This window comes from Rothia amarae (assembly GCF_042677725.1).
GTDB classification, from domain to species: domain Bacteria; phylum Actinomycetota; class Actinomycetes; order Actinomycetales; family Micrococcaceae; genus Rothia; species Rothia amarae.
This window is the reverse complement of the sequence record NZ_JBHUCN010000015.1, coordinates 83100-96045: the sequence shown is the minus strand read 5'-3', so window position 1 is coordinate 96045 and position 12946 is coordinate 83100. Positions and strand designations below refer to the sequence as shown.

Here is a 12946-nt window from a genome sequence, read left to right as displayed (position 1 = left end):
AGGATTCTTCAGCTTTTAATTCAGCTAGTACACAGAATAGGTTGGCAAAATATCAGTTGTGAATACTAATCAGCCTGAAGCAAAGTTACTCGTTGTAGACGATGAGCCCAACATCCTCGAACTTCTCGCAACGTCCTTGCGGTTCGCAGGGTTTGAGGTCGTTACCGCAGCTAACGGTCGTGAAGCACTGGAGAAGGCAGAGACAGAAAACCCCGACCTTGCGGTTCTTGACGTCATGATGCCTGACCTCGACGGCTTCACTGTGGTTCGCAAACTCCGTAGCGCAGGTCGTCTCTTTCCCGTTCTCTTCTTGACGGCAAAAGATGACACCGAAGACAAAGTCACCGGTCTCACCGTCGGCGGTGATGACTACGTCACAAAGCCTTTTAGCCTGGACGAGGTAGTAGCCCGTATCCGCGCTGTGCTACGCCGCACCCAGCAGTCCGAGCTGGATGATTCCCGTCTGAGGGTAGGCGATTTGGTGTTGGATGACGACGCCCACGAAGTATTCCGTGGGGACCGCGAAATCGATCTCTCCCCCACCGAATTCAAGCTGTTGCGCTATCTGATGCTTAACCCCAACCGGGTACTTTCCAAAGCACAGATTCTCGATCACGTGTGGGAATACGACTTCAACGGCGATGCTTCCATTGTTGAGTCTTACATCTCTTACCTGCGCCGCAAGATTGATAACATGCCGGATCAGACACCGCTTATCCACACCAAACGCGGTGTGGGTTATCTCTTGCGCACCTCAAAGTAAAAAGTTCCTTTCGAACTTCTAGCGACTTTCCGTGAGTTCGGATCACCATATCAATGGAGTAACGTGACCAGGATTCGTCAAAAAATTGGCCAGCTGGGGGCGCTTTCATTGCGCACTCAGCTGGTTCTTTTAACAGCTTTTCTCTTAGCTTTAGCTATTTCTGTAACGTCGTTAGTGGCGATTTCTGCTCTACGCGGGCAAATGGTTCAGCAGTTGGACGAGGAGATGAAGTCCAACGCTCAGATGCTGACCGACTATATGGTCGATGGCAATCAGCTTCCTACCACCGGTCCTCTGATGCGGTTTCAGGCTTATTTACTAGATTCTAACGGCAAAGTAGTCAATTCAATCACCAGTATTTCCAACAACAATGTTGCCCCCAATATCAGTGGTTGGGACGCTGCGAAAGTAGATAAGTATTCCGCCAAGGCGTTCACGGTGGATTCTACGGACAGCACCTCGCAATGGCGCATTATGCCGTTCAACGCTGATGGCACCGACTATTCGGTTATTATTGCCACTCCTCTGAACCAGACCAACGCCGTCGTTGCTCTCGTTGCTATCCTCACCCTCGCTTTTGGTTTGGCAACTCTCTTTGCCTCTATCGCTATGAGTTGGGTGATGGTCACGCGTGCCTTTGAGCCCCTTGCACGAGTGGAGCAGACTGCGGCGCGAATCGCCGCCGGCGATCTCTCTCAGCGCATGGATAAGTACAACCCATACACTGAGATTGGTAGGCTGTCTTCTTCTCTCAACACGATGCTCTCGCATATTGAAAAAGCCTTTGAAGTTCAGAAAAACTCCGAAGTCAAAATGCGCCGTTTTGTAGGCGATGCGTCCCATGAACTCCGCACTCCCCTGGTATCTATTCGCGGTTATTCAGAGCTGTACCGCCAAGGAGCGCTGCAAACTGATGAGGCAGTGGCTACCGCAATGAGCCGTATTGAAGCAGAGTCAAAACGCATGGGTCAGCTGATTGAAGATTTGCTGACTTTAGCGCGAATCGATGAGCGCCGGGAAGCTGAAAACAAGCCTCTCGATTTGCTCAATATAGCCATCGATGCCGCCCAAGACGCGTTCGCCACCGCTCCTGACCGTGAGGTTGTAGTAGTTGGCTTACAAGACGATGAAGAACCAGGCTCGGCACCGATTGTGGGTGATGAGTCGCGCATCCGCCAGGTGATAGCTAATCTCATGACCAATGCCATTCGTTATACCCCCGCTGGAACTCCACTGGAAATTGCGGTGGGTAGCGATGTTTCTGAAAGTGGTCAGCAAATCTCCCGCATTCAGGTTCGCGACCACGGCCCTGGCATTCACGGGGACGAAAAACAAAAAGTGTTTGAACGCTTCTACCGCGCCGACTCATCGCGCACCCGAGAGACAGGCGGAACGGGTCTAGGGCTGTCCATCGTGGCAGGAATCGTGCAGCAACATGAAGGCACAATTGAGGTATTAGAGACGCCCGGCGGCGGAGCTACGTTCTCCCTGGATTTCCCGTTGCAGACTGAGGTTCCCTCTTCTACCGGTTCGCTTCGCGCCTAAGCTCTTTTCTTCATCTCGGTTTAGAAACCGGGTACTAGAGGTCTGTGGATAACTTTTCTACCCCGGTTTTCTGGGGCTGCTTATCCACAGATTTTTTATTTCTCGGTCGCACTCGCCATTTTCTTCTAGCGTAGAAAACATGAACAGTACTTAGCTGTTCCCCTTCATATTGATTGCTTCTATGGCCTACTTCAAGGAGAAAACTCATGGCACAGTTCGTTGTCGATTCAGAAATTATTGCGTCCAAGAGCGCTACTGCTCGCGCGCAGGTAGAGAGTATTGCCTCAGAGGTCAATGCACTCACTGCTTCTCTTCAAGATCTTGAAGGTTCGTGGACGGGCGCGGCGTCCGTCAATTTCCAGGGCGTACTGAGTAATTGGCGAGCAACTCAGAGTCAGGTGGAAGAATCAATCGCACAGATCAATCAGGCTCTCTCGCGTGCAGGTGTGAACTACGCAGATACCGAAAGTGCAAACGCTGCAATGTTCGTAGGCTAGCCAAGAGGAGAAGGAGAGACGAGGCGGGTTCTCGTCTCTCCTTTTACCTACCGTGCCGGTGGAATTGCAGTTTCCTGTCGAAATTCCAGGCACCACTCTCCTCCTGTGCGTTTCCACAGGCTAGTTCGCATCACGTTCGCGCGAGGGGTCTGCACCGTTGAAAGAATATGGACGGCATCGGGGCCCAAGCTCTGGGTGGCAATAATTTCGGGTTCCTTCACGCTTTGAAAGGCATTGAGACGAAACTGGATAACTGTATCTCGATTAATGATTTTCCCCGTCGGAGTTACCCAGGTGAAGTCTTCGCTAAGGATTCTCCGTACTGTCGATTCATCAGAAAAAACGCTTTCTTCCCAGAGATTTTTTTCTGAGTCAACAGCCGCGGCACAAGAACTATCTGCCGTTGTAGATGGCGCGTTCTCGACACTATGAGATAGAGACGGGGAAACTGCCTCTGATGTTTTATTCTCCACCGGCTCACCAAGAGTGAACCCGGGTCCCTGCGCCGGAGTTTTGCCGTCTCGATACGCTGTTGCGGCAGCGCGTGCTCGCTCGTCGGCGGCTTCATTCATGGGATGTCCAGCGTGACCTTTGACCCACTCAAAAGTGCACTTTCGCCCTACCAAAGCAGCATCTAACTCTTTGAAGAGATCTAGGTTGAGAACAGGTTTGCCGTCAGCCTTCTTCCACCCTTTTTTCTTCCATCCGTGCCTCCATTTGGTCAGTGAGTCAATGGTGTACTTCGAATCGCAGAGGATTTTCAAGGGTCGGTCGGCAACGTGGTCGGTGGATTTGAGCAGTTCTAGCACAGCCTTTAGCTCGCCCATGTTGTTCGTTCCGTGTTTCCACCCGCCTGCTCCCCAGCATTCGTCGTTGACATACCATGCCCACCCTGCAGGGCCTGGGTTGCCCAGGGCAGAGCCGTCTGCAGCAGCGATAATTTCGGAAGTCATTATTAACCTACTTTAAAGTGTTTGCGCTGAGATCGGCAAAGTGCTCAGCGAAAGATTTCTATCAGTGATTCAGAGGTGAGAGCCGATACTATAACAACTATGAGTTCTGATTCAGCTACTACGGCCTACCTCTTTGCGGTTCCCACCAGCATACTGCGTTCAGGGCACGGGATTACCTGGCTTTCGTATGTAGGGTTAGCTGAACAGATGCAAGCAGCCGAATTCCGTCAAGCAGATGATGCGTTACATTTTGCAGCACAGCACTCGCTGATGAGAGTTATTGCCGCTACAGCTTTAGGTGTGCGCCCTACGCAAGCGGCAGAAATTCCCGTTCACCGCTCGTGCCTTTTGTGTACGGCAGGTGGAGAACACGGAAAGCCTCGTATAGAGGGTATTAATTTTAATATGGCGCGCACTCCCGGTCTAGCGGTGGGGGTTTTCATCGCTGAAGATATGGCGCTCGAAGACGCCACCCAGTTGGGGGTGGACGTCGAGCGGTTGCGCGGTAGTTTTTTTGATACTTACGACCGGATCTCGCTCACTCAAGAGGAAACGGCAGCACTTAAAGGGGAGCCTCAAGAAACCGCGCAGATGATTCGGTTGATGCTCTGGACCGGCAAGCAAGCGGTACTCAAAGCAGTCGGCGCAGGTTTACCGGCAGGCTTAAACAGTGTGCGCTGTTCGATGGACGATTTTCCCCGTTCGATTGATGAAGTCTCGGGTTTCACTACTACGGCTGTTTTTGAGCGGAGCGAAGTGGAAAACAAGCTATTTCATCTCACCTGGTTGGTACAGGGAGAATATTTTATTGCAGTGGCTTTGGACCGTCCCCGCCCTGTTTCTCTCCACGCAGTTACTACCCCTGTGGAAATAAAGCGAGTGTTAGAACCTCGTTAGAGAGCGATGGCGGTGGTATCGATTCCTAGTGCTTTGCCAAAAGAGCCAAGCTTGTTAGCGGTTTCAGCATGCTCACTTTCAGGTGTTGACCCCTCAACGATTCCTGCTCCAGCAAAAAGCGTAGCCTGAGTTTCGCTGACTTCGGCGCATCGAAGTACGAGTGCCCATTCGCCGTTGCCCTGCGCGTCCATCCAGCCCACCAGGCCACCGAAGAAACCGCGATTGAAATTTTCTAGTTGCTGGATGAGGTCGAGAGCAGACTCTGTTGGAAATCCGCAAATTGCCGGGGTGGGGTGGATAGCGCGTGCCCCGTCCAAGGAGCTCATGCCCGGGCGTAATTTTCCCCAAATTTTAGTTCCCAAGTGCCACAATTGCGGGGTAGCCATCAGCGAAGGAACGGCAGGTACGTGAAGTTCTTCGGTGAGAGATTCTAGCCGGTGACGGATATCGTCGACCACCGTAGCGTGCTCTGCCCGGTCTTTAGCGGAACGGAGAAGTGCCTCCCCGAGCTGAGCGTCATCAGTGCTTCCTGCAAGGGCAGTGCGGGAGACCGTGCCCGCGAGAGGGTGAGTTGTGAATGCCCCCTCTTCGCTGTGAAAGACAAGCTCGGGGGAAGCCCCCATAAGGTAGCGATCGCTCCCGGGGAGCTTAGCGGAGAAAACGAATGCGCGGGGCTGCTGAGCTAGAAGATTAGTGTAAACCGTCTCGGGGTCCAGTGTTTGCCCCTCATACTTAGCATGTAGTAAGCGGGCTAGCACTACTTTGTCCAATTCACCGTCGTTGAGCTTTTGGACGGCGGTTGCCACCGCCTGTCTGTAGCCGGGGTTATCTATACCCTCCAGCGAAGAGGGCTGGGGCAACTTATGCACGGGGCGCTGGGGCGTAGGTGTTTTCTCCCACCGTTCTGGCACCACGAGGTAAGGCTGTGCCTGCGGGTCGAAAGGTACAAGTCCGACGACGCCGGTTCCTTGACGTTGCGCGATCTCTAAGGCGTTCTCTTCGCATACGCGAAAAAGCTCACCAGAGACGGTGAGCGTACGGTCGTTTCGAGTAAATAGAAACTCAGAGAAGTCGGGGGTGCGCAGGGTCTTCTTCTTTCGTCAACGCTAGGTTCAAAGCGTTATTTTACTCTTGAATTATTCTTGCTCAAAGATAAAGTGAAAGTATCCCTACTTACATCAAGGAGAAAACAATGAATGTAGCAGATTTATTAACCGATGCTATCTCCCGTCCTACAGCAGCAATTACCCGCGCGTTAGAAGGTCTCTCAGCCGAACAGTTGAATGCACACCCCGCAGGGCACGATAATTCGATTGCATGGCTGGTTTGGCATATTGGAAGAGAGATTGACGTGCAGGTAGAGCATCTTGGGGGTCAGGAAGTCTGGAAAACCCAAGGGTTCCGCGAACGCTTTAACCTTGGTGAGATCGGTGATTCAGTGGGCTACGGCCATAGCTCCGAAGAGGCCCGTTCGCTCGTCATTGAAGATAAAGAGCTACTGGTGGAGTACGTCAAGGCGGCCGAAGCTGCTTACGTAGATTATGTAAGCAGTCTTTCGCCCGAAGATTTGGATGAGGTCATTGATACTCGCTGGGATCCGCCGGTAACCCGCGGTGCGCGGCTGGTATCCATGATTGACGACGCTGCCCAGCACGCAGGTCAGGTAGCCTACGCTGCCGGGCAGCTGTAAATCGTTCGTTGTTTTTGTTGAGCGTTGCTCACTACGATTTCATTCTTATTTAGACGAAGAGGCTAAACATGAAGCGGTCGTAGTGGGCATCGATCTTGGCAAGGGTGGATCCGATTTTCTCGGGGGACTCCCGGTAATCGTCTTCTGCCCAGGCGCTGATAACTGCCAGGCAACCTTGGATGTGGTATTTGGCGAGGAACTTAATGTTTTCTTCTGTTTTAAGGTTCTTAACTTCTTGCCAGAAGATATCGAGGTACATCTCTTCAACGATTTCGCCCAGCTTTTGGTAGAAGACGCGTGCGTTAGCTTCCACTAAAAACATGCGAAGAACTTCTTTATTTTCATAGACAAAAGCAATGAGTTTTCCGAAGATTTCATCGGAATTCATATTTTTGCCTAGAACTGGATCGGGAGCGAAAATTTGCTCTATTTCGTAAAAAGTATTTTTTTGGATTTGTTCGAAAAGTTCATCGATGTCAGTGTAATGAGAGTAAAAAGTGGCTCGGTGAATATCCGCTTTTTCCGCAAGTTCACTGACGGTGATGGACGAAAGATTTTTTTCTCGCATTATTTCCGCGAGGGCTAGATACAAAGCATTCTGTGTTTTCCGAACACGGCGATCCGCATGATTGCGAGCTCTCAAAGAGTTCTCCCTTGCTAACTATTTAGGGGACATACTACCCCTTTTCTGTTGCGTATTCCACGGTCTCAACGGCAAATGTTTATTGCTTTAATGAAACAAATTTTTCTACTCTGACTAGTAGATACCTTTTATTCATCTTATTCCGAGAGTACTTTATGAACAGCCTCACACCCGATACTCGCCTCGATATCGCCCAACTCATTTATCAAACTCACATGAGTAAAGTACATCATCTGTGGCTACATTCCTCGGATTCACAAGCATGTGTAGCCCTTATCGCAGAAGGAATCAGCGAAGATAATCTTCTTCTGGTAACTCGACAAGGAAAACTCGTTGGCGTAGCGCTCTTTGAGACCCAGGATTTCCCCCACGCATTGAACTTCACTTTCCGCTTTTTTACTCGACATTTTGGCGTCTTTTCAAGTTTCCGAAAATGGCTTGCTTTTATTTGCTACAAAAGAGCGGAGATTAAGCTGACGCCGGAGACATTCCACATTGAGGCACTCGTCGTCTCCCCAGATTTTCAGGGGCAGGGCATTGGCAGTCAAATGGTTCGTGACGCCTCGCAACTAGCGGGTGAGCTAGGAAAGACTCAGTTGGTCGTCGAGTTACCCGAGCACTACCAGAAGATGCTGGCTTTCTACCACCAACTTGGTTTTGTCACCAAGAGCAAAGAAAAAGTTAAATGGCCGATTCTGAGCCGCTTCGCTCGTCGGGCAGATGCGTCCTCCTACTACGTTCTCGAAAAAGACCTACTCAAAGATGATCCGGCCTGTAGAAACGCAGTGCCTTCTTCCTAACGGGGCTCTACGTCGCGCTGAAGTAGCGTAATAACCTCATAATGAGAGGTCTGGGGAAACATATCTAAGACCCTCGCCGCGCGCAAACAGTAAGAAGGCATACGCTCCATGTCACGAGCAAGGGAGCGGGCGTTGCAGCTGGAATAAATGACCGTTTTGATAGAGGAATTTTCAATCCAGTCGGTCAACTCCTTACCGATGCCCCTCCTCGGCGGATTCACAACGAGGACGTCGGGGTAGTCGTCTCTGGTACTGAGAGCGAATGCCGTGGCGTCCTCAGCATGAAAATTAATAGTACGTATGCCAAGATCCTGGGCGGTTCGCCGTCCGCTCTCAATAGCCTCCGCGCTCAGTTCTACTCCGGTGACCTGAGCAGTTGATGCGAGCGCAGCATGTAGCCCAAATCCGCCCACGCCACAGTAAAGATCCCACACGCTTGCAGGTTGAACTTCCTCAATCCATTCTTGTCCCTGCCGATAGAGGGCATTGGCAATAGCCGTATTGGTCTGAAAGAAACTTTGCGGACGAAGGTGGAGGGTGAGCTGATCTAGTTGCATGGGCAAAGTCTGCTGCTCCGTCAGAATAATCTCTTCGGTTCCTTCAACCAGCGCCACAGGATCACGGAGGAGATTCACAGTCACTACTTTGAGCCCTGTAATTTCCTGTTGAAGCCACGGAATTTCAGCACGGATGGCCACGAGTAACTTTTTGGAACGTATTACAAAACGAATCATGGACTCACCGGAGGATGACACTGTCACCAGGATATTTTTTAGCTCACCTTTGCGGGTGGCAATGTTGTAAGGCGTTAGTTTCGCCCGCGTAATAAGATCTCGTAGGACCGGCATCATGGCAGAAATCGTTGGATCATATAGACCGCAGCCCGAGAGGTCAATGCCTTGCCCGTCCCGTGTCACGATCCCTAAGGTTGGGTTCTGCGCACTTCCTGCGATTACAATTTTTGCCTTATTTCGAAATTTGCTTTCCTCCGACGATTGAGGAGCCAACCAGTTTACTGAGTCATCTGGCTGAAGAAGCGCGCGGGCGTCCTCGTCTTTCGCCTGAAGTTGCTGAGCGTAGGGCACGCCCATAGCTGAACAGGAGCGGCACAGGTGGGCATCAAAATAAGAGCATTGCATAGCGCACCCCATCCTACCCGAAAGGGGTGGGGACGACGGCGCCGTGCAATGCTCTTCAAGCCAGATATGGAACCGCTATTTATTACTGCCCGATAGCGTGGCGAATTGCCCACTTCATCTGGTAAGAGACTTTCTGCACACCCGTTTCGTTCAAAATGTGGCTATCACTCTGCATATAAGGCTTGAGGTTATAACGAGTAACCCAGCCACTGGTATCTACGAAGCTTGTGCCCTCTTCAGTAACTGCCTGGTTCATCTGAGCGTTGAAAGTGTTAATCTCTGTCTCATCGTCAGCGGTCAGTACACCGTGGAAGACGATATGAGAATTAGGGTAAACCTGGTGTAGCTGTTGCGCCAAAAATCGTGCGTTCTCCAGCGTATCTTCCCGGTCTGCTTTGCTAGTTGCATCCAGCTGAGTAGTTTCCACATTCACAACCCAAGGGGTTCCTTCAGGAAGCGCAATCAGATGTTTTTCCATCAAAGACGCCAGATTATTGAATGAAGGGAATGATGCCAGAGAAGTCTCAATATATCCCGCGTCGTGAGGTTCGTATCCTGCGTCTTTGAGACCCGTAGAGACTAAATCTGCGTGGCTGGGGAACGGACCATCAATAGTAATTGAGTCAGACCAGCTGAGACCCTTACCTGAAAAATTCTCAGCATAGTCCATCACGCGGTTCTTGGCAGGATCGAATCGAAGATAGAACCGGTGATCATTCATACCGTTATCAAAAACAGTAGTGATTCCAGAGCCTGGATGAGCGGGGTCTTTCGACAAATCCATGCGGTAATCAACGGGAAGACCAATGCGGAAAATCTCGCGGCTAAAATCACTGTTCTGGGGATTGGTCCAGAAATCATAAACTTCATCGCTCATCGGATGTACCGCACCGGTGTCCATGGAATACACCAGCCAGCCCTTTTCAAAGTGCTGGGAGAACAGATAAGTGCTCAGACGATAAACGTTCGTTACGCCGGGTTCCTGTGCAGTACCCGCACCGTCTGCTTTACCCATGCCGTTTTCTTCAGCGAACTTTTTCAGGGCAACGCAGGACTGATCTGTCTGGTGCTCAGCTTTTGGCCCATTAATGATGCAGGTATCAGAGACAGGATCGCCAGTAGTACCTGTGGTAGTTGCGTATGCGGGTACCGAAGCTCCAACCAGTGCCAAAGTTGCAGCACCACCTAAAAGGGAGCGGAATGAGTTTTTCAAGATTGTCTCCAGTTGTAGATAAGCGAAATGTGAGGTGCGATTACATGAAAGTGTAACCGTATCGAGACAATTCAAAACCCGTTTCGCCTAGCAAACCCCAAGAAGTAGTCTAAAGTTCTGAAAAAATTGAGGGTGAGTCAGCGATCGGCGGAAGTGGGACCCGTTTTGGCGTAGCGAGCGGACTTTTCTACCCCCGAGATTCCGATCAGAACACAGCAGAACCAGATGGCTCCCGCAGGCCCTAAAGGTGCTGCTACAGCACCGGCAATAAGCGGAATACAGACCTGCCCCAAACGATTTCCAGTGAGTCGCACCGCCAGCGCAGGCGAACGCCAGCTGACCGGCACCTCTTTGATAATCATGGTCATGGTTAGCGGCTGGGCGATTCCTACAAAGAAAACCACCGACCACCATAGATAGAACAGAAATCCAGAGATTCTCTAAGGTCAATGGAACCAGCGCAATCACGATGGCGCTCACCAGTAACGACGCACGCACCGGCCAGAGCATGAGCGGTATAGAAATCAGTGCAAACGCCGCGCCCACCCACAGCGAAATATTAATAAGGTGCATTCGCTCGTCGCCGCTGCTGTTGCCCAGAATCAGCCCGCCCAAAAGCGGCCCCAGGAGCTGACCGGCGGAAATTCCCGCAGTCTGCCACCCAAACCCTTTGTCCAGCGTCGCGTCAGTAGAGTACCGAGGCACCGAAGCTTGCGAGGCAATCACAAATATAAGATGCCCAAAACCTAATAAGACACTGGCTAGTCCCACACCGATAATGCTGGGCGCCAGCGCCATGACAGCTGCGCCTGCGCATACAACGCCGTTTGCAAAAGAAACGCAAAAGTCACCAGAGTCCATAACCAGGCTTGCGGTCTAGATGGTGTTGCACTCGATTGCACCGGTACGTTACCCCCATAAAATTTGCGCAATATTCCGGCTTTGAGTGTACACCCGGCTATAGACCCCACCTTTAACGAAAGAAACCAGCGAGAAAAACTCGCTGGTCTCTTCTTGCCGAGAATAACTCGATTACATCATTCCGCCCATGCCGGGATCCATACCTGCAGCGGGGTTAGCGCCGGCAGGCTCAGGCTTGTCAGCAACAACAGCCTCGGTGGTCAAGAACAGACCAGCGATGGAAGCTGCGTTCTGCAGAGCCGAACGGGTTACCTTCACAGGATCGTTGATGCCTGCAGCCATGAGGTCTTCGTACTCGCCGGTAGCAGCGTTCAAACCGTTACCTGCAGGCAGACCGCGAACCTTATCAACAACAACGCCGGGCTCAAGACCAGCGTTCTGAGCAATCTGCTTCAAAGGAGCGTCGATAGCAACCTTGACGATGTTTGCGCCAGTTGCCTCGTCGCCGGTCAGCTCGAGAGAATCAAGAGCCTTCACACCAGCCTGAATCAAAGCAACGCCACCGCCGGCTACGATGCCCTCTTCAACAGCTGCCTTTGCGTTACGAACGGCGTCCTCAATACGGTGCTTGCGTTCCTTGAGTTCAACCTCAGTTGCAGCACCTGCCTTAAGAACTGCGACGCCGCCAGCCAGCTTAGCCAAACGCTCCTGGAGCTTCTCACGGTCGTAATCAGAATCAGAGTTCGCGATTTCGCCGCGAATCTGAGCTACACGACCCTCGATAGCAGCCTGATCGCCTGCACCTTCGATGATGGTGGTTTCGTCCTTAGTCACAACAACCTTGCGGGCGGTACCCAGCAAATCGATGGTTGCCTGATCCAAAGACAGACCAACTTCTTCAGTAATAACCTGGCCACCGGTGAGGATAGCGATATCAGCCATCTGAGCCTTGCGGCGGTCACCGAAGCCGGGAGCCTTTACAGCAACCGACTTGATGGAACCGCGCATCTTATTGAGCACGAGCAGTGCAAGTGCTTCGCCCTCGATGTCCTCAGCAACAATCAACAGGGGCTTGCCCGACTGCATGACCTTCTCAAGAACAGGAACAAGATCCTTCACATTGGAAATCTTGGAGTTCACAATCAAGATGTAGGGATCTTCAAGAACTGCTTCCTGGCGGTCAGGATCGGTGACGAAGTAACCGGAAAGGAAGCCCTTGTCGAAGCGCATACCCTCGGTGAGTTCGAGTTCAAGACCGAAGGTGTTGGACTCCTCAACAGTGATAACGCCTTCTTTACCGACCTTCTCCATTGCCTCAGCAATGAGCTTACCGATTTCCTTATCGCCAGCGGAGATAGATGCGGTTGCTGCGATCTCTTCTTCAGTTTCAACTTCCTTAGCGGAAGAAAGAAGCTCAGCGGTAACAGCCTCTACAGCCTTCTCAATACCGCGCTTAAGGGAAAGAGGATCAGCACCAGCTGCCACGTTACGCAGACCCTCGCGAACGAGTGCCTGAGCCAAAACAGTTGCGGTGGTGGTGCCGTCGCCAGCGACGTCGTCAGTCTTCTTAGCAACTTCCTTGACGAGCTCTGCGCCAATCTTCTCGTAAGGATCTTCGAGTTCGATTTCCTTAGCGATAGATACACCGTCGTTGGTGATGGTGGGAGCGCCCCATGCCTTCTCCAAAACAACGTTGCGACCGCGAGGGCCAAGGGTTACCTTCACGGCGTCTGCAAGGGTGTTGAGACCCTTTTCCAGACCGCGGCGTGCTTCTTCATCAAATGCAATAAGCTTTGCCATTTTTACTTAATCCCTCCTGGACTAAGAGAATTCTTACCTCTCTCAGCGGTGCCCGCGACGGACGACGCCCCGTACTCGCGCTCTTCACGAGCCAGTTGCGCCTCACCTACTGAAAGCAAAATTATTTCCCAAGGAAACTGCTACA

The 12946-nt window shown here is 51.6% G+C and carries 13 protein-coding genes; 6 read left to right on the top strand and 7 right to left on the bottom strand.

All coding sequences use genetic code 11. The features are described 5' to 3' along the window. Positions 1-58: 58 nt before the first annotated feature. From ACFR81_RS10155 to ACFR81_RS10145, 3 genes are all read left to right on the top strand, one after another. The gene (locus ACFR81_RS10155) at positions 59-763 is read left to right on the top strand and encodes a response regulator transcription factor (RefSeq protein WP_369796753.1); all 705 of its coding nucleotides are present in this window, start codon (positions 59-61) and stop codon (positions 761-763) included. 63 nt (positions 764-826) lie between these two features. Next, positions 827-2308, top strand: a complete 1482-nt coding sequence (locus ACFR81_RS10150; protein ID WP_343876374.1) for a sensor histidine kinase — start codon at positions 827-829, stop codon at positions 2306-2308. Between the two features lie 206 nt (positions 2309-2514). Next, positions 2515-2805 carry a WXG100 family type VII secretion target gene (locus tag ACFR81_RS10145; protein ID WP_068169223.1) on the top strand — a complete coding sequence of 97 codons (291 nt, stop codon included), beginning with the start codon at positions 2515-2517 and terminating at the stop codon, positions 2803-2805. 47 nt (positions 2806-2852) lie between these two features. Here ACFR81_RS10145 and ACFR81_RS10140 read toward each other — a convergent pair whose 3' ends face one another. Next, entirely contained in the window at positions 2853-3758 is a 906-nt protein-coding gene (locus tag ACFR81_RS10140; protein ID WP_151145233.1) for an RNase H family protein, read from the bottom strand. 99 nt (positions 3759-3857) lie between these two features. On the opposite strand from ACFR81_RS10140, the gene ACFR81_RS10135 reads away from it, so the two are divergent. Next, complete coding sequence (locus ACFR81_RS10135) at positions 3858-4655, top strand: 4'-phosphopantetheinyl transferase family protein (RefSeq protein WP_190617836.1); 798 nt, start codon at positions 3858-3860, stop codon at positions 4653-4655. On the opposite strand, the gene ACFR81_RS10130 is transcribed toward ACFR81_RS10135, so the two are convergent. Beyond that, entirely contained in the window at positions 4652-5566 is a 915-nt protein-coding gene (locus ACFR81_RS10130) for an isochorismate synthase (RefSeq protein ID WP_238398010.1), read from the bottom strand. The two genes, ACFR81_RS10135 and ACFR81_RS10130, sit on opposite strands and share 4 nt — an antisense overlap. 281 nt (positions 5567-5847) lie before the next feature. On the opposite strand from ACFR81_RS10130, the gene ACFR81_RS10125 reads away from it, so the two are divergent. Continuing rightward, positions 5848-6345 carry a mycothiol transferase gene (locus ACFR81_RS10125; protein ID WP_190617835.1) on the top strand — a complete coding sequence of 166 codons (498 nt, stop codon included), beginning with the start codon at positions 5848-5850 and terminating at the stop codon, positions 6343-6345. Positions 6346-6394: 49 nt separating this feature from the next. On the opposite strand, the gene ACFR81_RS10120 is transcribed toward ACFR81_RS10125, so the two are convergent. Beyond that, entirely contained in the window at positions 6395-6913 is a 519-nt protein-coding gene (locus ACFR81_RS10120) for a TetR/AcrR family transcriptional regulator C-terminal domain-containing protein (RefSeq protein ID WP_190618574.1), read from the bottom strand. A gap of 230 nt (positions 6914-7143) precedes the next feature. Between ACFR81_RS10120 and ACFR81_RS10115 the strand changes: the two genes are divergently transcribed. After that, a complete protein-coding gene (locus ACFR81_RS10115; protein ID WP_190617834.1) occupies positions 7144-7788 on the top strand; it encodes a GNAT family N-acetyltransferase in 645 nt (214 codons plus the stop codon). Here the strand turns inward: ACFR81_RS10115 and rlmC are convergent. From rlmC to groL, 4 genes are all read right to left on the bottom strand, one after another. Next, positions 7785-8927 (bottom strand): 23S rRNA (uracil(747)-C(5))-methyltransferase RlmC, encoded by a 1143-nt coding sequence (rlmC, locus tag ACFR81_RS10110; RefSeq protein WP_190617833.1) that lies wholly within the window; start codon positions 8925-8927, stop codon positions 7785-7787. The genes ACFR81_RS10115 and rlmC overlap by 4 nt on opposite strands. An 82-nt stretch (positions 8928-9009) precedes the next feature. Continuing rightward, the gene (locus ACFR81_RS10105; RefSeq protein WP_343876373.1) at positions 9010-10140 is read right to left on the bottom strand and encodes an SGNH/GDSL hydrolase family protein; all 1131 of its coding nucleotides are present in this window, start codon (positions 10138-10140) and stop codon (positions 9010-9012) included. An 87-nt stretch (positions 10141-10227) separates the two neighbouring features. Continuing rightward, positions 10228-11001 (bottom strand): hypothetical protein, encoded by a 774-nt coding sequence (locus tag ACFR81_RS10100; RefSeq protein ID WP_343876372.1) that lies wholly within the window; start codon positions 10999-11001, stop codon positions 10228-10230. A gap of 171 nt (positions 11002-11172) precedes the next feature. Continuing rightward, a complete protein-coding gene (groL, locus tag ACFR81_RS10095) occupies positions 11173-12801 on the bottom strand; it encodes a chaperonin GroEL (protein WP_068169257.1) in 1629 nt (542 codons plus the stop codon). Between the last annotated feature and the right edge of the window lie 145 nt (positions 12802-12946).